Source organism: Streptomyces fradiae ATCC 10745 = DSM 40063 (assembly GCF_008704425.1).
In the GTDB taxonomy this organism is placed as follows: domain Bacteria; phylum Actinomycetota; class Actinomycetes; order Streptomycetales; family Streptomycetaceae; genus Streptomyces; species Streptomyces fradiae.
Window position 1 is genome coordinate 61,893 of sequence record NZ_CP023696.1, and the last position, 19,117, is coordinate 81,009.

A 19,117-nucleotide genomic window follows, 5' to 3' on the forward strand; every position below is an offset into this window, starting at 1 on the left:
TCCCCGCGCGACCGCGGACGCTCGCGGAGCCCCTTGACAGCGTGTGTCCGAGCCACGACAGTTCGATGGACCTTCGGCAGTGGGAGCGCTCCCAAGCCGGTGAGGGCCTTCGAGAGGACACCCCCCATGCGTCTCGCAACCGCTCTTGCCCCGGTCGCGTTGGCCGGCATCATCGCGTCCGGCGTCTCCCCGCCCGTGACCGCGGCCTCCGCGGTCGGGCCGGCCCTGACCGTCGACGCCACCGCGGCCGGGCATCCCATCAGCCCGTACGTCTACGGCATGAACTTCGCCGACCAGGGCCTGGCGGCGGACCTTCGCCTGCCGCTCCACCGCTGGGGCGGCAACCACACCACCCGCTACAACTTCCGCGCCGACACCACCAACCGCGCCTCGGACTGGTACTTCGAGAACATCCCCAACGACAACCCCGACCCCGGCAGCCTGCCGAACGGCTCGGAGACGGACCGCTTCGTCGAGCGGAACCGGGCGACCGGCACCGAGACGATCCTGACCGTGCCCCTGCTCGGCCGGGTCGCCAAGGACCGGTCCAGGGCGTGCGCCTTCAGCGTGGGCAAGTACGGGCCGCAGCAGTCCGCCGACCCCTGGGCGCCGGACTGCGGCAACGGCAGGAGGCCGGACGGCACCCCCATCACCGGCAACGACCCCGCCGACACCAGCGTCGAGGTGGGGCCGCAGTACGTGACCGACTGGATCGACCACCTCAAGAGCCGCTACGGCGGCGCGGCCGACGGAGGGGTGCGGTTCTACAACCTGGACAACGAGCCGGACCTGTGGCACTCCACGCACCGCGACGTCCGCCGCGAAGGGGTGGGGTACGACGAGCTGCGCGACCTCACCTACCGGTACGCGGCGGCCGTCAAGGCCGCCGATCCCGGCGCCGAGACCCTGGGGCCGGTCGGCTGGGGACTGAACTCGGTGCTCTACTCGGGACTCGACCAGGACGTGTGCGGCCGGACGGGCTGCTGGAGCAACCCACCCGACCGGGCGGCCCACGGCGGCCAGGACCTGGGCCCGTGGTACCTGGACCAGATGCGCGCCTACGAGAGGGAGCACGGCACCCGGATCCTGGACTACTTCGACATCCACCTGTACCCACAGCAGGCGGGAGTGCACGACGAGGAGGCGGGCGACGCCGCCACGCAGGAACGAAGGCTGCGCTCCACGCGGCAGCTGTGGGACCCGACGTACGTCGACGAGAGCTGGATCAACCGCCCGGTCCGGATGATCCCCCGGATGCGCGAGCTGGTCGACGACCACTACCCCGGCACCAAGCTCGCCATGACCGAGTACAGCTGGGGTGCCCACGGACACATCAACGGCGCCCTGGCGCAGGCCGACGTCCTGGGCATCTTCGGCCGGGAGCGCATGGACCTGGCCTCGCTGTGGACCGCGCCGGAAAGCGACGAACCGGTGGCGCACGCCTTCCGCGTCTACCGCGACTACGACGGCGAGGGCGGCGCGTTCGGGGAGACCTCACTCCCCGCGGTCAGCGAGGACCAGGACCGGCTCGCCGTGTACGCGGCCCGCCGCGCCTCCGACGGCGCCCTGACCGTGGTGGTGGTCAACAAGAGCGGCACCGACCTCACCAGCCCCGTCGAGATCAGGGGCGCCGGCACCGGCACGGCCGAGGTCCACCGCTACAGCGCCCGGCACCTCGACGGCATCGTCCGCGAGGCCGACCAGGCCGTCACGGCCGGCGCGTTCACGACCGGCTTCCCCGCCGCCTCCATCACCCACCTCGTCCTGCCCCCGGCCGGAGGCGGCGCGGACACCGAGGCGCCCACCGCACCGGGCGAACCCACCGCGTCGGACGTCGCGGCCGACCGCGTCGCCCTCTCCTGGCCGGCGTCCACGGACGACACCGGCGTCACCGGCTACGACGTGTACCGGCTCGACGGCGCGGGTCCCGTCAAGGTCGCCGAGACCGGGACGACCTCCCACACCGTCACCTCGCTGAAGGCGGACACCGCGTACACCTTCGCCGTCAGGGCCCGTGACGCCGCCGGCAACGTCTCACCGGCCTCGCCCGGCGTCACCGTGCGCACGGCGGCCGGCACCGACCGGCGGTGCAGGATCGGCTACACCGTGGCCGACCACTGGCCCGGCGGGTTCACCGCCGACGTCAAGATCACCAACACCGGGGGCAAGCCGGTCGACGGCTGGCGTCTGACCTGGGACTTCACGGACGGGCAACGCGTCGACCAGGGCTGGTCCGCCCAGTGGAGCCAGCAGGGCACCACCGTCACCGCGCGGGACCTGGGGTGGAACGCGCGGCTCGCGCCGGGCGCCTCCACCACCATCGGCTTCACCGGCGGCCGCGCCGCGGAGGGCCCCGCACCCACCGCCTTCGCCCTCAACGGTCAGCCCTGCGGCACCTGACCTGAGGGACACCGCGCGGCACCGGGCCGAAGCGGCCACCGGCGGCCCCGGGTCCGAACGTGGGCCCGGGGCGATCCGCAGTGGCCGGTCACGGCATCGGGAACGGCGGGGTGCCGTCCATCGCGCGCAGCAGGTCTGCGGCGGCCGGAGCGGCTTACGTCCCACCCGCCGCTCCGCACCGTGGTCCGTGCTTCCGGCCGGCTCCCGGGCGCCGTCAGTGCGCCGCGCCGGGCGGGGCGAGGACGCAGAACTCGTGGCCCTCCGGGTCGGCGAGGACGGTCCACGGGACGTCGCCCTGGCCGAGGTCCAGGTCGGTGGCGCCGAGCGTCCGCAGCCGGGTCACCTCCGCGGCCCCGTCGGCGCCCGGGCGCGGCATCAGGTCCAGGTGCACGCGGTCCGGCACGGTCTTCGCGCCGGGTGACCGCAGGAACTCCAGGTACGGGCCGGTGCCCTCGGCCGAACGCAGCACCGCGAGGTCGTCCGTCACCCGGTGCGGGGTCCAGTCCAGCGCCGAGGCCCAGAAGCGCGCCATGGCCCGCGGATCGAGGCAGTCGACCACCAGGGCGGCGACGGGCCCGGTGTCCCGGTAGACGTCCCTGGGCTCCAGCACGCAGAACTCGTTGCCCTCCGGGTCGGCCAGGACCGTCCACGGGACGTCGCCCTGGCCGATCCGGACGGGCGTCGCCCCGCGCGCCCGCAGGCGTGCGGTCAGCTCCGCCTGGTGGGACGGGGAGGTCGTGGCCAGGTCGAGGTGCATCCGGTTCTTCGCCGCCGTCTTGGGTTCCGGGACGGGCACGACGTCGATCCCGACGGCGACCGGGTCCGGCCACACCATGGTGTCGCCGGGGCCCACGTAGACCGTCGTACCGGGGCGGTGGGAGCGCCAGCCGAGCGCCTCCGCCCAGAAGTCGCCGACCGCCGGGGCGTCGACCGCCTTGATGTTCACCTGAACCGGTCGCAGTGCCATGCCGCGATCCTACGCAGCCGCTCCTTCGCCGGCGCACGAGGCGGCCCGTCCACCGCGGTCGTACACGGGGCGCACCGCGGTCGTACGGGGGGCACCGCCGTCCTACGGGGCCGCCCGCCCGCCGCGGGTCGGCGCCGGGGCCGATTGTCAGTGGCGGGTGGCACGGTGGAGGCATCCGCTCGGGACAACGGGTCGGAACAACGAGGGGGGACCACAGTCGTGTCCGGAAGCCAGAACTACATCAACCACGTCGCTCTCGTGCTGGACGCCAGCTCGTCCATGTCGCACCTGAGCCGCAAGGTCGTCGACGTGGCGGACCAGCAGATCGCCTACCTGGCGCGCCGGTCGCAGGAGCTCGACCAGGAGACGCGTGTCACGGTCTACGTCTTCGCCGACAAGGTGGAGTGCGTCATCTACGACAAGGACGTGCTGCGGATGCCGTCGCTGAAGCAGTTGTACCGGGTCGGAGGGATGACGGCGCTGCTGGCGGCGACGCTGAAGTCGCAAGCCGAGCTGGCGCAGACGGCCCAGCTCTACGGTGACCACAGCTTCCTGACGTTCGTCCTGACCGACGGCCAGGAGAACGCGAGCCACCGCGCCCCCGGCGCGCCGAGCAGGGACCCGCGCGAGCTGGTGGGCGCCGTGGCGGGGTTGATCGCCACTCAGCAGGACAACTGGACGCTGGCCGTCCTGGTGCCGGACCAGATGGGCAAGCGCGAGGCCATGCAGTGCGGCTTCCCGAAGGACAACATCGCCGTCTGGGACGCCACGAGCACCCAGGGGCTGGAGGAGGCCGGGCAGGTCATCCAGCTGGCCACGGAGAAGTTCATGGTGGGGCGCGCCAAGGGCATCCGGGGGTCGCGTGCGGTGTTCTCCACCGGTGCGGACGCGGTCAACAAGGACACCATCGCGGCGGCCGGTCTCACTCCGGTGGACCCCTCCGCGTACGAGCTGCTTCCGGTGACGCGGGACGCGGCGATCCGGGAGTGGGTCGTCGAGTGCGGGCGGACCTACCGGACGGGCGGCGCGTTCTACCAGCTGAGCAAGTCGGAGAAGGTGCAGGCGCGCAAGCGGATAGCGGTGCTGAAGAAGAAGACGGACCGGGTGTACGCGGGACCCGAGGCACGTGCGCTGCTGGGCCTTCCGGACGTGGAGGTCCGCGTCAAGCCGGACCACAACGACGACTTCACGATCTTCGTGCAGAGCACCAGTGTGAACCGGAAGCTCGTGACCGGTACGCGGCTGCTGCTGATGAGCTGAAGGCGCGGCGCGGGTGCCGGCGGGCCGTGCTCTCCACGGGAGCCGGGGGCGCACCTGCGGGCCTCCGGCGGCCTCGCGGCGGGTGGGCGGTGCGTCGACGTGGTGCCCCGGTGCGCGGTGGGGCCGCCTGGCCGGGCGGGCGGTGTCCACGATCGCGCCACCCGGGGCACGGGCCGGTGGGGGCTTTCCCGGTTGCATCCGTGCCGTACGGGCACCCGCCAAGGGGCGCCCCGGCAGGGCTCACCGTACGGGCGGAGCCCGGCGCGGGTGCCGGAGCGGACCGCGGGCCGCCGGTTGCGGGCCGCGCCGGGTGGCGCGACCCGCAGGAATACCCCCTTGGGTACTCCTGTTACGCTGGCGGGAAATACCCCAGGGGGTACATCGCTTTCTCGAGGAGTACGGTCGTGTTCTTCGTCGACACACTGGAGCTGGAAGGCCTCGGCAACCGCAGCTATCTGGCCGGTGGGGCCGGGGGCGCGGTGGTGGTGGACCCTCCCCGCGACGTCGACCGGGTCATCGCAGCGGCGGCCCGGCGCGGGGTGCGCATCGCCCTCGTGGCCGAGACCCATGTGCACAACGACTACATCACCGGCGGTCTGGAGCTCGCCCGCCTGACCGGGGCCCGCTACCTGGTGCCGGCCGCGGCCACGGTCGCGTACGCCCGCGTCCCGGTCGCCGACGGCGACACCTTCCCCGTGGACGAGGGCCTGGTGCTGCGGGCGATCGCCACCCCCGGTCACACCCCGCACCACACCTCGTACGTCCTGGAGGACGGCGGCCGTGCGGGCGCGGCGTTCACCGGCGGGTCGCTGCTGATCGGCACCGTGGGCCGGCCCGACCTGGTGGAGCCGCGGCTGACCGAGCGGCTGGCGCGCGCCCAGCACGCCTCCGCCCACCGCCTCGCCGACGAGCTGGACGACGACGTCCCGGTGCACCCCACGCACGGGTTCGGCAGCTTCTGCTCCTCGGCGCAGTCCGAGGGGGACGCGACGACGATCGGCAGGGAGCGCCGGCACAACGACGCGCTCACCCGGGACGTGGACGCCTTCGTCGCCGATCTGCTCGCCGGACTGGACGACGTCCCCGCCTACTACGCGCACATGGGCCCCGCGAACGCCGCCGGACCTGCGCCCGTCGACCTCACCCCGCCGCGGCCCGCCGACGCCGAGGAGATCGCCGCCCGGCTGGCCGCCGGGGAGTGGGTGGTGGACCTGCGCAACCGGGTCGCCTTCGCCGAGGGCCATGTGGCCGGGGCGTTCAACTTCGAGGGCGAGGAGAAGCTGGCCACGTACCTGGCCTGGCTGGTCCCCTGGGGCAAGCCCGTGACGCTGCTGGCAGAGACCTCCGGGCAGGTCGCCGACGCGCAGCGGGAGCTGGCACGGGTCGGCATCGACCGTCCGGCCGCCGCCGCCACGGGCGATCCGGCCGCCTGGGTGCGGGAGGGCGAGCGGCTCGCCTCCTTCCCCCGCGCCCGTTTCGCCGACCTCGCCGGCGCGCGGGAGCGCGGCGGCGTCGTCGTGCTGGACGTCCGGCGCGACCGCGAGCGCGAGGCGGACGGCTTCGTCGACGGCTCGGTCCACATACCGGTCCACGAACTGCCCCGGCGCACCGGTGAGGTGCCGGACGGGGTGGTGTGGGTGCACTGCGCCGGCGGGGCGCGGGCCGCGATCGCCGCCTCCCTGCTCGACGCCGCGGGGCGGGACGTGGTCGCCGTCGACGACGGTTTCGGCGCCGCCGCCGACGCGGGCCTGCGCCTGCGCCGGCCCGCGGACGCCCGCTGACGATCCGGTCGCCATCCCCGACACCCCGAAAGTGATGATCCACGATGTTCACGCTCTTCCGCCGCGGATCCGGCCGCCTCACGCCTCGCCAGGCCCACGAACAGGCCGGTGAAGGGCGGTCCGTGCTGCTCGACGTCCGCGAGGCGGCGGAGTGGGCGGCCGGGCACGCGCCCGGCGCGCTGCACCTGCCGCTGAGCCGCCTCCAGGAGGGGGCCGCGCTGCCCGAGGCCGCGCGGGGCCGGCCGGTGGTGGCGATCTGCCGCTCCGGCAACCGGTCGCGTACGGCCGCCCGCCTCCTCGCCGCGCGCGGCCTCGAGGCCACGGACGTCGAGGGCGGCATGATCGCCTGGGCGCGCGAGGGCCTGCCGGTCGCCGGGGGGCGCGGCGGCAGCGGTGTCGTCCGTTGAGCACACTGATCCTGGCACTGGCGGCCGGGGCGGTCGTCGGGCTCGCGCTGGGCGCGCTCGGCGGGGGCGGAAGCGTCCTGGCCGTGCCCGCGCTGATCTACCTGCTGGGCTTCGATCCGGTCGACGCGACCACCGCGAGCCTCGTCATCGTCACGGTGACCTCGCTGACCGCCCTGTACGGCCACGCCCGCGCCGGGAACGTGCGGTGGAAGGCGGGCGCCCTGTTCGCGGCGGCCGGGCTGCTGCCCGCCGCCGCTGCCGGGGCCGCCGCCTCACGGCTGCCCCAGCCGGTGCTCACCGCCGCGTTCGCCGTCGTCGCCGGGGTCGCCGCGGCGGGCATGCTGCGCCCCGCCCGTGCGGAAGGCGAGCGGACGGCGGCCGTACGGCCGGCGCGGGCGGCAGGGGCCGGCGCGGGGCTCGGCGCCCTCACGGGGCTGCTGGGCGTGGGTGGCGGCTTCCTCGCCGTGCCCGCGCTCGTGACGGTGGTCTCCCTGGAGATGCGGGCCGCCGTCGGCACCAGCCTGCTGGTCATCTCGGCGAACTCCGTGGCGGCGCTCGCCGTGCGGGGCGCCGCCACGACCGGCGTCGAATGGGCGGTGGTCGGCCCGTTCGTCGCCGCGGCGGTCCTGGGCGCCCGCGACGGCAGGCGGCTGGCCGACCGGGTGAGCGGGGCCGCGCTGCGGCGGGTCTTCGCGTTCGCCCTGCTGGCGGTCGCCGCGTTCATGCTGGCGGACGCCCTCCTCTGACCGGGCGGCGGTCCGTGGGCGGCCGGGGCTTCGGACCCACCGCCCCCCGGAACCACCGGGCCCCGGCCTGCCGGGCCTCGCGCTGCCGGGTTTCGGAGTGCTCCGGGTGACCGGCGCCGTTCCCCGGAGTACTCCGGGCCCCGCGAGCGCTCCGGGCCCCGGCCGCCGCCCGCCCCGAGGGCGGCTCGGGGCTCCGCGCCCCGAGGGCCTCATGAGCCCTCGGGGCCCGAGGCGGCGGGTCGTTCAGGCCAGCGAGAGGAACAGCTTCTCCAGCCGGGCGCGCATCTGCTCCCGGTCTCCCGAGGCCGCCAGGTCCGCGTCCGTCAGGCAGTGCTGGAGGCCGGTGGCGATGATCGCGAACCCGGCCTTGTCGAGGGCGCGGGAGGCCGCCGCGAGCTGCGTGACCACGTCCTCGCAGTCCCGCCCCTCCTCGATCATCCGGATCACTCCGGCGATCTGGCCCTGCGCCCGGCGCAACCGGTTGACCACCGCCTTCAGTTCCTCGGCCGCCATCGCCAGTTCCACAGTCCACACTCCTTCGAGACACCCCCGCCGGCACGCTGCCGAGGGGGTAACCCGCGAGGGCCCGGGGATAGTCCCCCTCGGCCCTCCGCAGCTCACCCGCGCCGGCCGGGACCGCGTCCACCCGTGCGGCGGGACCACCACCCGGGCGCGCACACCCCGGCGCCCCCGCCTCCGGCCACCCGCCCGTTCCCCTCGGCAACCCCGTCGACCCTATCCGGTCAAGGCCCGCCCGCTCCCGGGAAGGTGCCCGGCGGGGGCCGGCCGACCGCCCCGCGCGGCAGGGCGGTCGGGGCGGGACGCGCCCCCCGTGGAAAGCTGAGCACCGTGACGACGAACGCGGAGACGGACCCGAGGGCGGGCGGCGAACGGCTGCTGTACGGATGCATGGGGCTCGGCGGGAGCTGGGACACCACGGCGTACGGCGCGGCGGACATCGCGGCGGCCGAGGCCGCGGTGTCGGCGGCGCTGGACAGCGGCATCACGGTGTTCGACCACGCCGACATCTACCGGCACGGCAAGTCGGAGGCGGTGTTCGGCGAGGTCCTCGCCCGCGCGCCCGGCCTGCGCGAGCGGATCGTGGTGCAGACCAAGTGCGGGATCCGCCTGGGGGACGGCGACCGTCCGGGCATGTACGACCTGCGGGGCGAGACGATCGTACGGCGCGTGGAGGAGAGCCTGGCCCGTCTGCGCACCGACGTCGTCGACGTCCTGCTGCTGCACCGCCCGGACCCGCTGGCCGATCCCGAGGAGGTGGGCGGCGCCCTGATGTCCCTGCACCGTCAGAAGCTGGTGCGCCGGTTCGGGGTGTCCAACATGAGCGCCGCCCAGATCGCCGCGGTGCAGGCGCACCTCGACGTGCCCCTGGTCGCCAACCAGTTGGAGATGAGCCTGCACAGCAGGGACTGGCTGGAGTCGGGCGTGCTGGTGAACACGGCGCACGCCGCGTCCGTCGGTTTCCCGCACGGGACGCTGGAGCACTGCCGGGCGCACGGCATCCGGCTGCAGGCCTGGGGCGCGCTCGCGCGGGGCCGCTACACCGGTCTCCAGCAGACGCCCGCCGAGCAGGCGACGGCCCGGCTCGCCGCCTCGCTGGCGCGGGCCAAGGGCACCACGCCCGAGACGATCCTGCTGTGGTGGCTGCGCAGGCACCCGGCCCGTATCGCCCCTGTCGTGGGCAGCGCGCGGCCGGAGCGCATCCGCGCCTGCGCCGACGCCGCCCGCCGCGAACCCGACCTCACCCACGAGGAGTGGTACACGCTCTGGATCACCGCGCGCGGCGCCGCACTGCCGTAGACCCGCCGGGCAGGGCCCCGGGCCGCGGCCCCTCCGGTCGCCGCGCCGCGCGGGCGGGGGCGGTCCCGCCGGGACGCCCCCGGACGTCCGGCGGGGGCGGAGGCGCCGGTAAGGTCGGCGACCGTGACCGTCGCGCGTTCCGCAGCCCTGTTCCTCGTCGCCGCCCTGTTCGAGATCGGCGGTGCCTGGCTGGTGTGGCAGGGCGTCCGGGAGCACCGGGGGTGGGTCTGGGTGGGCGCCGGGGCCGTCGCGCTGGGGCTGTACGGGCTGGTGGCCACCTTCCAGTCCGACGAGAACTTCGGACGGGTCCTCGCCGCGTACGGCGGGGTCTTCGTGGCGGGCTCCATCGCCTGGGGCATGGTCGCCGACGGCTACCGGCCCGACCGCTACGACGTGATCGGCGCCCTGGTGTGCCTCGCCGGGATGGCTGTGATCATGTACGCGCCGCGCGGCCACTGACCTGTCCCGTCCGAGCCGAGGCTCCGTCAGGAAGCCTGCCCCGCGGTCGTCTCGGGTCCGGCGGGGTGTGCCGGGGTGGGGCCGGGGTGGGGGCGGGCACGGCTGGATGGGTGCTCGTCAGAAATCGCTTCGTGTCGGATTGTCCGGTTATCCGGTGGTGCGCTTACGTTTCCGGTGAAGCCTTCCCCCCTTCCTCACCCGGGAGACAGAGCATGCGCCAGTCCGTACGTATTTGGGGTGCCGGAATCGCCGCCGTGGTCGCCGGCTCGGTGGGTGCGGCGGTCGCCGTCGCCTCCCCCTCGCCGGCCGCGCACAAGCCGGCCGCCTCCGCCCCCGCCGCCTCCACGGCCAAGGCCTCCATGAAGAACGTGCGCGCCTGGGAGCAGTTCCGCATCCGCGGCACCGCCGGGAGCGTGCCCGCGGGCAGCCGGGTCACCCTCCAGCAGAAGCTCGACGGCGGCGCGTGGCAGACCCTGCCCGCCTCGATGAACACCAACTCCCGCTCCATGTACAACATGCGCGTCATGCTCGGCATGAAGGGGCACAACAAGCTGCGGCTGGTCGACAGCCGGAAGCGGGCCGTCTCCCCGGTCGTCGACGTCTGGGTGCGCTGACCCCCGCCCCCGCGCGAAGGACGCCTCCCGGCAGGGCCGGGAGGCGTCCTTCGCCGTTCAGCCGCGGGCGAGTTCGTCCGCCGTGCGCGCCACCGCGTCGCGGGACACCTCCACCACCTCCCGCGACGCCTCCCTGGCCCGGCGCAGCCTCGTCCTCCCGTAGCGGACGAGCGCCGTCGCGCCGCCCGCGTACGTCAGGACCAGCGCCCCCGCGGCGAGCTCCGGCGACCAACTGCGGGCGAGCCGCTCCCTCAGGGCCGTGTGCGCGGTGAGCACGGCCAGCAGCCCGCACGCTCCTCCCGCCGCGAGGGCGGACACCCCGCCGCGCGTCCCGTCGACGGCCTCCGCCACCGCTTCACCCAACTCCTCGCGCACACCCATCGCTTCCTCGACCACCACGGCGACCACGTTCTCCGCTGACTCAGGCATGCCGTGCGCGTACCCGTCGCCGGCCGCCCCCATACGGGCCCGGCACCCGGTGGTGCGCCCGTCCGGCGGCTCCGGCTCCCGGGCCGCCGGACGGGGCGGGGCGGGGCCGGGCCGCGCCCCGCGGGTGCGGCCGGATTCACAGGCATGCCTGATCGCGAACCGGGTAGGCGCACGCCACTGGCTGACCGACGAAGGGCTGCGCCGTGCTCACACCCGACCCCCGCTACCTGCGTTCCCTGCTCGCTCGCTACGCCGACCTGCGCATCGCCCAGTGCCACGGCGAGCGCGGGCTCGAACAGCGCCTGGAGGACGTGACCTACACGCTGTGCGTCGCCACCGGCACCACGCGCGTCGAGGACGCGCTGGCGAAGGCCGACGCGCTCCTGGCCGCGCCCGCCGACACGGCGTCCGGTACCGGGCCGGCCCCCGGTGGCGCCGAGCTCGTGGCCTGACGCCCGACCCCGCGGCCGTCGCCCCCAGGACCGGCCCCGCCACCCCTCCCCTGACTCGGGTGGCGGGGCCTTCGCATGCGCGCGGGCGCGATCCGGGTACACGCCCTTCGTGATCGACTCTTTGGCGGCCGCCGGCTGGGGCCTGCTCGCCGGTTCGGCGCTGCTCGTCGGCGCGGCGGTGGGGTACGCCGTCCGGGTGCCCCGGTGGCTGACCGCGTCCGTGATGGCGTTCGGCTCGGGCGTGCTGATCTCCGCCGTCTCCTTCGAGCTGGTGCAGCGGGCGTACGAGCAGGGCGGCCTGGCCGCCGCCGCGATCGGCACGGTGGCCGGGGCGCTGGCGTACACCGGTGGCAACGTGCTGCTGGCGCGGCACGGCGCCCGGCACCGCAAGCGGTCCGGACATCCGCGGGGCCAGCCGTCGGAGACGCAGGTCGCGGGCTCGGGCGCGGCGCTCGCGCTCGGCGCCCTGCTGGACGGGGTGCCCGAGTCGGCGGCGATCGGGGTGAGCCTCCTCGACGGCGGGGCGGTGAGCTCGGTGACGGTCGCGGCGGTCTTCCTCAGCAACCTGCCGGAGGGGCTGTCGAGTGCGGCGGGCATGCGGCGGGCGGGGCGCGGCGCCGGGTTCGTGTTCGGCCTGTGGGCGGCCATCGCGGCGACGAGCGGGATCTCCGCGCTGCTGGGGTTCGCGGTGCTGGGCGCGATGCCGGCGACGGTGGTCGCGGCGGTGACGGGGGTCGCGGCGGGCGCCGTCCTCGCGATGATCGCCGACACGATGATCCCGGAGGCCTTCGAGGACGCGCACCTCGCGATCGGGGTGATCACCGTGTGCGGGTTCCTGACGTCGTTCGTCCTGTCCCACGCCTGAGCCGGGCGCGCACCGGCCGGGGTCGCCCGCGGCGGGCGCCGGCGGCGGGCACGCACGGGCCGCCGGGCGCCGGGCGGGCCTCGCGTGCCTGCCCGGTCAGCGCGCCGAGGGGGGACCGGCCGGTGGGTCGTCGTCGAAGAGCGCCACACGGGCGATGACGCGCTTGCCGACCGGCTCCTTCTGGGTCTCGAAGCCCTGCACGAGGGCCATGACGATCTCCAGCCCGTGCTGCCCCACCCGGCCCGCGTCGGCGGCCTTGGCGACGGGCAGCACCGGGTCGGAGTCCCAGACGGACACCTCGACCAGGTCGCCGACGATCCGCAGGTCCATGAGGACCGGGCCCGGGGCGTACTTGCAGGCGTTGGTCACCAGCTCGCTCACCACGAGCTGGGTGATGTGCAGGGCGCGCTCGGAGACGGGCAGGCCCTCCTGCGCCTGGACGCGGGTGAGGAAGGCGGCCGCCAGGTCACGGGCCCGTGCGATGCACGTGCCGTCACCGTCCAGGGCCACCGTGGTCTCGACGCGCTCTCTCTTCGGCACGGTGCGGTCCTCGTCCAAGGGCGATGGTTCCATCCCCACTCGCCTCCACTTACCCGGGTTCAACTGCCCGCGCATACCCGTGAGCGCCCGGCTCACTCCTCCTGAGCGCCTGTCGGCTGCATCACACCTGTGTAACGGCGTGACGGCGGGGGTAACCGCCGCCAGCAGCACCGTGAGTGTGCCACCATCACCTGCATGGCTGAAGGAAGAATGGCGGACAGCGGGCGGACCGGCCCGCCGGAGCGGCTCTCGATCACGTCCACCGTCACGGACGGCATCCGCGTGCTGACGCTCGCCGGGGAGATCGACTTCCACACCGGTGTGCGGCTGCAGGAGGCCCTGGCGGCGAGCGGACCGAAGCCCCCGAGGACCGTGGTCGACCTCGACCGGGTCACCTTCATGGACTCGAGCGGCATCAACGTCTTCATCGCCGCGCACCACTCCCTGTCGTCCGGCGGCGGCTGGCTGCGGCTGGCCGCGCCCGCCGAGCACGTCCTGCGCACCCTGCAGCTGGTCGGGCTCGACACGGTGATCGACTGCCGTCCCACGCTGGGCCAGGCGCTCGCCGCCTGAGCCGCGGTTCCCCGGCAGCGCCCCGCGCCCGCGCGGGGCGCTTCGCCGTGCGCCGCCCGGTCGGCGGGGCCGCCCCGCCCGTGACCGCGGGCGCGGCGCGCACGGCCGGGGTGGCCGGACGCGAGGGGCGCGACGGGTCCGGCCCGGCCGGCGCTTCCGGCCCCCGGCGGCGGGTGCCGGCCGTCACGGCCGCCGGTCCGCCCCGGCGGTGCCCGGCGTGCGCTGTACCAGGAGCAGGGCGATGTCGTCGGTGCGGCGCTCCGCCGGGCCGGCGTGGCCGATCAGCAGCTCCAGCAGCCGCTCGGGGTCCTCGGCGCTCCAGGTGGCGAGGCTCCCGGTCAGCTGGTCGATGGCCTCCTCGATGTCCGTCCCCGCCCGCTCCACCAGCCCGTCGGTGTAGAGGACCAGCACGGCTCCGGGCGGCAGGTCGATCTCGGTCACCGGGTACGCAGCGCCCTCGTCGATGCCCAGGGCCGGGCCGGGCGGCACGCCGACGCGCAGGGCGGAGCCGTCGGGGCGGCGCAGCAGCGGCGGCGGATGCCCCGCGCTGACCAGCCGCGCGCGGCCCCGCTCCAGGTCGATCCGCGCGTACAGGCAGGTCGTGAAGAGGCCCGGTTCGAGGTCGGCGAGCAGCCGGTTGGTGCGGGCGAGCACCTCCTCGGGTGCGGCGCCCGCCGTGGCGTGCGTGTGGACGGCCGTACGGACCTGCCCCATCAGCGCGGCGGCGGCCACGTTGTGTCCCTGTACGTCGCCGATGACCGCGGCGACCGTGCCGGCGTCGATGCGCACCACGTCGTAGAAGTCGCCGCCGATGTCCATGCCGCGGGTGGCCGGGAGGTACCGGGCGGCGACGCGCAGGCCCTCGGTGGCCGGCAGCCGGTGCGGCAGGAGCGCCTGCTGCAGGCCGTGGGCGAGCTGGTGCTTGGCGTCGTACAGCCGGGCCCGGTCGAGGGCCTGGGCGATCAGTCCGGCCAGCGAGGTCAGGACGGCCCGCTCCTCGGCGGGGAAGTCGTGCGGCCGGTCGTAGGTGAGGACGCAGATGCCGACCGGGTGGGCGGAGACGATGAGGGGCAGGAACGCCCACGCCTGCTTGCCGCTGACGCGGGGCGCCTCGGGATAGATCCGCGCCATTTCGTCGGGGTGGCCGAAGAAGGAGGGCACCCCCGAGGCGAGGGCCTGGCCGGCCGGGGTGAAACGGGTGTCCAGCGGCAGCCCGTCGAGGCGCTCGATGACCTCCGGCGGGTAGCCGCGCGAGCCGGTGATGCGCAGCCGCCCCGACTCCGCCGTCGACAGGACCAGGCCCTGGGCGCCGAACGCGGGCATGATCTGGTCCGCGATCAGGTCCACGACGTCCCTGACACCGACCGTCTCGGTGAGGGCGGCGGCCAGGTGCAGCAGCTGGTAGAGCTGACCGAGGCGGGCGGGTGCGAGGGACGCGGGGTGGCCGGACGCCGCTCCGTCCGCCACGGCCGCGTCGGCGGCGGTCGGGAAGCCGGGGGCGGGGGCGGCCGATGCGGACGTGGGAGCGGCGTCCGGGGCCGTGTCCGGCACGCCCGGCGGGGCGGCGGGGGCGTCCGGGGCGTTCTGCGCGGGGGCCCCGGTATGCCGGCCGGCGGCGACCGGGGTGATCTGCACGCTGACCCCGCTCGCGTCGGGGTGGAGCCGGAACTCCAGCCAGCGGTCGGGCGGGAGGCAGGCGGTGAACACCACCGGGCGGCGGCTGACGACGGCCGCGCGGTAGCGGTCCTCGTACACCGGGTCGCCCAGCCACGGCAGCGACTGCCAGGGGAAGGTGCCCAGCAGGGTCCGCGGGTCCGCGCCGAGCAGGGCGGCGCCCCGCGCGGTGACGAAGGTGACGCGGCCCTGGAGGTCCAGGGCGCAGCACCCCTCCGGCAGCCGTTCGGCGAAGTCGGCGGCGGCCATGAGGTACTCCGGGCCCGCCGGGCGCCGGATGTCCTCGGCGCCCAGGACGCGGGGCGTCCGCGGTGCGGTCGGGGGCCGCCCGGCGTCCGCCGCCTCGTCCAGCAGCCGGGCCAACCGGCGGCTCGACGAGGCCAGGTTGGACCGTTCGCGGCGGGTCGTGCGGGGCGGGTGGCTGCCGGGCCAGATGAGCAGCAGGACGCCCCAGAGCCGGTCGCCCTCCACCGGGAGGGCCGCCAGCGCGAGCTGGTACGGGAGCGAGACCGCCGAGCGGGGGTAGCGGCGGGTCAACTCGGCGTGGTCGCCGATCCAGACCATGCCCCGCTCCCGCGCCGCGTCGGCCACCGGTGCCGGGGAGGCCAGCGCCACCCTCGCCCACGGGGCGGCGAGGTCGGCCGGCACCCCGCCGACGGTGACCATCTGGAGCACCTCGCGCTCCGGGACGAGCAGGTAGAACGCGGCCACGGAGGCGCCGGTGCGGCGCATCGTCTCGGCGACGGCCGCGTCGAGGCCGCCCGAGTCCCGGGGCGGGTCCGCCCCGCTCACGGCCGGCTCCCCGGGCGCGTGGGAGGCCGTCCGCCCGGTGGGGGCCTGCGCGCGCCCACGCCCGTCCGCACCTCGCCCATACCGGGACGTTACGCCGGTCCGCGGGCGGACGCACGCGGGGTGGGCGGCCTCGTGCGCGGGGCTCCACCCGGTCGCCGCGCGCGGTCGGCGCTCCCCGGCCGGCGCGGCGGGGTGCGGAGGGACCGCGCGCTCCGGTCCTCGTCCCGGTCGCGAAGGCGCGGAGGGCCGACCCGAGGACTCGGAGCGGCGGGGACGAGGCGGTGAGAGGGCGCGGCCGGGTGGTGAGACGGGGAGCGGGTGGTGAGACGGGGGAGGCGCGGTGGTGAGACGGGGAGCGGGTGGCCGGGTGGTGAGCCGGGATGACCGGGGGGAGGCGGACGGTTCGCGCGCGGGGCCGGGGGAACACGGAGGCGGATCGGACCGGCGCGGCCGGCGCCCCCTCGCCGCTCCCCCGCGACGCGGGGCGCCCTGCCGCCGGGTCCTGCTCCCCTCACGGAAGGATTCCTGATGTCCCGGCAGTCGACGGCGGCGGACAGCCGTCCGGTGATCGGTTCGTACACCTCCTACGAGGGCGCGCAGCGTGCGGTGGACTTCCTGTCCGACAACGGCTTCCCCGTGGAGCGCACGGCGATCATCGGGTGCGACCTGCGGATGGTGGAGACGGTGCTCGGCCGGATGACGCGCGGGCGGGCCGCCCTCGCGGGTGCGGCGACGGGCGCGTGGTTCGGCCTGCTCGTGGCCCTGCTGCTGTCGGTCTTCACCACCGGCCCGCACCACGTCCTGGCGCTCGTCCTCAGCGGGCTGGTGTACGGCGCGCTGTTCGGGGCCGTCTTCGGCTTCGGCGGCCACGCGGTGACGGGCGGGCGGCGGGACTTCACGTCGCGCAGCCGCATCGAGGCCGCCCGGTACGACGTCGTGGCGGACGCCGAGTGCGCGCGGCGGGCCGAGGAACTGCTGGTCAAGCAGGTCTGGCGGGAGTCGTGACCCCTCCGGGGCGGGGCGCCCCGGAGGCGTCCGCGCGGGCGGCCGGCGCGGGCGGCCGGCGCGGACGGCCGGCGCGCGGGGCGGTCCTGGCGGAGGGGCCCGGTACGGAGCGGGTCTCAGCGGCGTGATGATCCGGCCCGGCCGGGGTAGACGGGTCGGCGACCATCACCTTCACCGCACGAAGGAGCCGCAGGTGACCGACGACGCCTATCTCTTCCTGACGGACGACACGGCCGCGACGACGCTCGGGGTGCCCCCGGCCTCCGCGGGCAACCCGGCCATCCTGGAGACGCCCGCCGTACGGGCGTGGCTGGACGCCCACGGAGTCTCCGCGACCTCACCGCGCCTGCGCCTCGTCCCGCCCGAGGAGACCGCGGCCATCCCGGAGGACGCCGAGCGGCTTCCGGTACCGCTGAGCGAGGAGGAGCTGAACCGGCTGCGCCTCCAGGAGGCCCCGGAGCCGCACGCCCGTCTGGAGGAGGAGCTCCTGGCGTACCGGGAGTGCTCGGACGGCCGGGACGCGCTGCTCGGCCGGGCGGTGGCGGCCGGGGTGCCGGTGGAGCGGATCGTGGAGCTGACGGGCGAGGACCCCGCGGTCGTCGCGGCCGTCGCGCGGTAGGCGCCGAGCGCGGGGCGGCGGGCGGGGCGCGGGGCGCGGCGGCCGGGGACGCGGCGGGCGGTGCGCGGCGTCACGCCGCTTCGGGGGTGCCTCCGTGGAGGCCGCCGCCTCCGGCGTCGAGGAGCCTGCGCCGGATGGCCGTCCGGATGCGGCGGGCGCAGTCCAGGTACACCTCGGGGGGCTGGCCGGCGGGGTTGGGGATGTCGCCGTGCGGGTCGAGGCACAGGACGCGGGCCGCCGTGCCGGGGGCGAGGGCGAGCACCTCGTCGCGCTGCGCGCCGGTCATGCAGTACACGACCGCGCTGCGGCGGCACAGGTCGGCGGTGAGGGGCCGTGCCCGGTGGCAGCGGGCCCGCCTGCGCGCCGAGTGGACGCCGAGGCTCTCCAGCGCGGCGCGCGCGTACGGGGACATCGGGTCGCGGTGGCGGCGCGCCGCGGGTGCGACATGCAGTCCGGCGCTGGTGAAGCGCGGGGCGCCGGCCCGGCCGGCGGCCTTGCGGCGGGCCGCCTCGTGGCGGGCGATGTGCTCCGCGAGCGGTGAGCGCGAGGTGTTGTTGCCGCACACGAAGACGACCTGCCCGGTCCGGCCGGCGGGGGCGCGCAGCCCGGCGAGCGCGGGGGCGGACAGGGCCGCGACGGCGGCGACCACCAGGACCAGCGCGAGCAGTTCCCCACCCGTCGGCGTGGGCGTCCCCGCCAGGTGGTGCAGGGCGTAGGCGGCGGCGAGGCCCGAGACGAGGCTCGCGCAGCGGTTCGCCGGCACGCACCAGGTCAGGGCGCGCCGGTCGAGGTAGATGAGCGTTCCGAAGACGAACAGCACCTCGTACGCCACGCCCACGGCGGCGGCCGTCCACGCGTGCGGCGTGGCCAGGAAGGACGTGAACCCGGTGCGCAGCGCCGGGTGCCCGGCGAGCGCCCCGGCGGCCAGCAGCAGGACGAGGAAGACGGGGGCGGCGGCGTGCTCGACCGCGAAGTACCGGCGGTCGGTGGCGTGCGAGCCGGTCTTGGCGACGCGGCTCATGAGGTCGAAGCGCGCGACGTAGCCGACGAGGTACACGCCGAGGCAGAGCAGTGCGGGGAGGGCCAGGTGGTGGTCCCGGACCCCGCCCAGCGCGACCAGCACGGCGGCCAGGCTGCACAGCAGCGCGGCCCACGCCGAGCGGGTGACGTGCCGGCCGCGCACCTTGTCCACCAGCGGGGATATCGCCAGGACGCCGCCGCGCATCAGCAGCAGGACGAGCAGGACCGAGGTGCCCGTGAAGGTGAAGGCCAGGGTGGTCGTCCCGACGACGAGCGAGGCGAAGAACCCGGCGGCGAGGACGGGCCCGTACGGCGGGAGGGCGGCTTCCCCGCGGCCGGGCGCGGGGCCGCCTGGTCGCGCGTACCGCCACCAGCCGCTGAGCACGAGGAGCAGCGGCATGACGGCCAGTTGGCCGAGGGCGGCCGCCGGGAGGAGGACCAGGCCGTCCACCGGGCCCGCGGCCGCGCCGGACATCTCGAGGACGAGGGTCTTCAGCAGCATGACGTACGGGATGTAGGAGATGAGGTATCCGAGGACCAGCCAGGCCATTTCCGCTCTCCTTCGGGCGGGCGCGGGGCGGCGCGCTCACCCTGCCCCGCGGGGACCGCGCACCGGGAGGCGGCGGCCGCGGTGCCGTGCCCGTATCCGGAGCCGCGCCGCGGCGGCGGGGCGGCACGGTGGCGGGTGGCGGCGGA

The 19,117-nt window shown here is 75.8% G+C and carries 19 protein-coding genes; 13 read left to right on the plus strand and 6 right to left on the minus strand.

What is annotated here, in order from left to right; genetic code table 11:
- Positions 1 to 126 precede the first annotated feature (126 nt).
- Positions 127 to 2,400, plus strand: coding sequence for a glycoside hydrolase family 44 protein (locus tag CP974_RS00265; RefSeq protein WP_085921564.1), 2,274 nt, complete (start codon positions 127 to 129; stop codon positions 2,398 to 2,400).
- A gap of 214 nt (positions 2,401 to 2,614) precedes the next feature.
- Here CP974_RS00265 and CP974_RS00270 read toward each other — a convergent pair whose 3' ends face one another.
- Positions 2,615 to 3,367 (minus strand): VOC family protein, encoded by a 753-nt coding sequence (locus tag CP974_RS00270; protein WP_085921563.1) that lies wholly within the window; start codon positions 3,365 to 3,367, stop codon positions 2,615 to 2,617.
- Positions 3,368 to 3,586: 219 nt separating this feature from the next.
- On the opposite strand from CP974_RS00270, the gene CP974_RS00275 reads away from it, so the two are divergent.
- The 4 genes from CP974_RS00275 to CP974_RS00290 all read left to right on the plus strand — a co-directional run bounded on the left by CP974_RS00275 (position 3,587) and on the right by CP974_RS00290 (position 7,561).
- The gene (locus tag CP974_RS00275; protein WP_085921562.1) at positions 3,587 to 4,627 is read left to right on the plus strand and encodes a vWA domain-containing protein; all 1,041 of its coding nucleotides are present in this window, start codon (positions 3,587 to 3,589) and stop codon (positions 4,625 to 4,627) included.
- 404 nt (positions 4,628 to 5,031) lie between these two features.
- Positions 5,032 to 6,408: an MBL fold metallo-hydrolase gene (locus CP974_RS00280; protein WP_069974971.1), complete on the plus strand. Its 1,377-nt coding sequence runs from the start codon at positions 5,032 to 5,034 to the stop codon at positions 6,406 to 6,408.
- A 44-nt stretch (positions 6,409 to 6,452) separates the two neighbouring features.
- Entirely contained in the window at positions 6,453 to 6,815 is a 363-nt protein-coding gene (locus CP974_RS00285; protein WP_069974973.1) for a rhodanese-like domain-containing protein, read from the plus strand.
- On the plus strand, positions 6,812 to 7,561 hold the full coding sequence (locus CP974_RS00290; protein ID WP_085921561.1) for a sulfite exporter TauE/SafE family protein: 750 nt from the start codon (positions 6,812 to 6,814) through the stop codon (positions 7,559 to 7,561). Before CP974_RS00285 ends, CP974_RS00290 begins: the two co-directional genes overlap by 4 nt.
- A 243-nt stretch (positions 7,562 to 7,804) precedes the next feature.
- Here CP974_RS00290 and CP974_RS00295 read toward each other — a convergent pair whose 3' ends face one another.
- Positions 7,805 to 8,086 carry a metal-sensitive transcriptional regulator gene (locus CP974_RS00295; RefSeq protein WP_069974977.1) on the minus strand — a complete coding sequence of 94 codons (282 nt, stop codon included), beginning with the start codon at positions 8,084 to 8,086 and terminating at the stop codon, positions 7,805 to 7,807.
- A 324-nt stretch (positions 8,087 to 8,410) separates the two neighbouring features.
- On the opposite strand from CP974_RS00295, the gene CP974_RS00300 reads away from it, so the two are divergent.
- The 3 genes from CP974_RS00300 to CP974_RS00310 all read left to right on the plus strand — a co-directional run bounded on the left by CP974_RS00300 (position 8,411) and on the right by CP974_RS00310 (position 10,452).
- Positions 8,411 to 9,379: an aldo/keto reductase gene (locus CP974_RS00300; protein ID WP_223844424.1), complete on the plus strand. Its 969-nt coding sequence runs from the start codon at positions 8,411 to 8,413 to the stop codon at positions 9,377 to 9,379.
- A gap of 123 nt (positions 9,380 to 9,502) precedes the next feature.
- Entirely contained in the window at positions 9,503 to 9,838 is a 336-nt protein-coding gene (locus tag CP974_RS00305) for a YnfA family protein (protein ID WP_069974979.1), read from the plus strand.
- A gap of 212 nt (positions 9,839 to 10,050) precedes the next feature.
- The gene (locus tag CP974_RS00310) at positions 10,051 to 10,452 is read left to right on the plus strand and encodes a hypothetical protein (RefSeq protein WP_069974983.1); all 402 of its coding nucleotides are present in this window, start codon (positions 10,051 to 10,053) and stop codon (positions 10,450 to 10,452) included.
- A gap of 57 nt (positions 10,453 to 10,509) precedes the next feature.
- Here CP974_RS00310 and CP974_RS00315 read toward each other — a convergent pair whose 3' ends face one another.
- Positions 10,510 to 10,881, minus strand: a complete 372-nt coding sequence (locus tag CP974_RS00315; protein ID WP_140160875.1) for a hypothetical protein — start codon at positions 10,879 to 10,881, stop codon at positions 10,510 to 10,512.
- A gap of 203 nt (positions 10,882 to 11,084) precedes the next feature.
- Here CP974_RS00315 and CP974_RS00320 point away from each other — a divergent pair, with 203 nt between their 5' ends.
- Together CP974_RS00320 and CP974_RS00325 are read left to right on the plus strand one after the other, a co-directional pair.
- A complete protein-coding gene (locus CP974_RS00320) occupies positions 11,085 to 11,333 on the plus strand; it encodes a DUF5133 domain-containing protein (RefSeq protein WP_069974985.1) in 249 nt (82 codons plus the stop codon).
- A 109-nt stretch (positions 11,334 to 11,442) separates the two neighbouring features.
- On the plus strand, positions 11,443 to 12,198 hold the full coding sequence (locus CP974_RS00325) for a ZIP family metal transporter (RefSeq protein ID WP_069974986.1): 756 nt from the start codon (positions 11,443 to 11,445) through the stop codon (positions 12,196 to 12,198).
- Between the two features lie 96 nt (positions 12,199 to 12,294).
- Here the strand turns inward: CP974_RS00325 and CP974_RS00330 are convergent, their stop codons facing one another.
- On the minus strand, positions 12,295 to 12,771 hold the full coding sequence (locus CP974_RS00330) for an ATP-binding protein (RefSeq protein WP_085921559.1): 477 nt from the start codon (positions 12,769 to 12,771) through the stop codon (positions 12,295 to 12,297).
- A gap of 162 nt (positions 12,772 to 12,933) precedes the next feature.
- Between CP974_RS00330 and CP974_RS00335 the strand changes: the two genes are divergently transcribed.
- Positions 12,934 to 13,311 carry an STAS domain-containing protein gene (locus tag CP974_RS00335; protein WP_079139963.1) on the plus strand — a complete coding sequence of 126 codons (378 nt, stop codon included), beginning with the start codon at positions 12,934 to 12,936 and terminating at the stop codon, positions 13,309 to 13,311.
- Positions 13,312 to 13,494: 183 nt separating this feature from the next.
- On the opposite strand, the gene CP974_RS00340 is transcribed toward CP974_RS00335, so the two are convergent.
- Positions 13,495 to 15,777: a SpoIIE family protein phosphatase gene (locus CP974_RS00340; RefSeq protein WP_223844430.1), complete on the minus strand. Its 2,283-nt coding sequence runs from the start codon at positions 15,775 to 15,777 to the stop codon at positions 13,495 to 13,497.
- A gap of 528 nt (positions 15,778 to 16,305) precedes the next feature.
- Here CP974_RS00340 and CP974_RS00345 point away from each other — a divergent pair.
- The gene (locus CP974_RS00345) at positions 16,306 to 16,782 is read left to right on the plus strand and encodes a YflT domain-containing protein (protein ID WP_069974993.1); all 477 of its coding nucleotides are present in this window, start codon (positions 16,306 to 16,308) and stop codon (positions 16,780 to 16,782) included.
- 193 nt (positions 16,783 to 16,975) lie between these two features.
- Positions 16,976 to 17,401, plus strand: a complete 426-nt coding sequence (locus tag CP974_RS00350; protein WP_069974999.1) for a DUF6003 family protein — start codon at positions 16,976 to 16,978, stop codon at positions 17,399 to 17,401.
- 70 nt (positions 17,402 to 17,471) lie between these two features.
- Here the strand turns inward: CP974_RS00350 and CP974_RS00355 are convergent, their stop codons facing one another.
- Positions 17,472 to 18,971, minus strand: a complete 1,500-nt coding sequence (locus CP974_RS00355) for an arsenate reductase/protein-tyrosine-phosphatase family protein (RefSeq protein WP_069975000.1) — start codon at positions 18,969 to 18,971, stop codon at positions 17,472 to 17,474.
- Positions 18,972 to 19,117 lie beyond the last annotated feature (146 nt).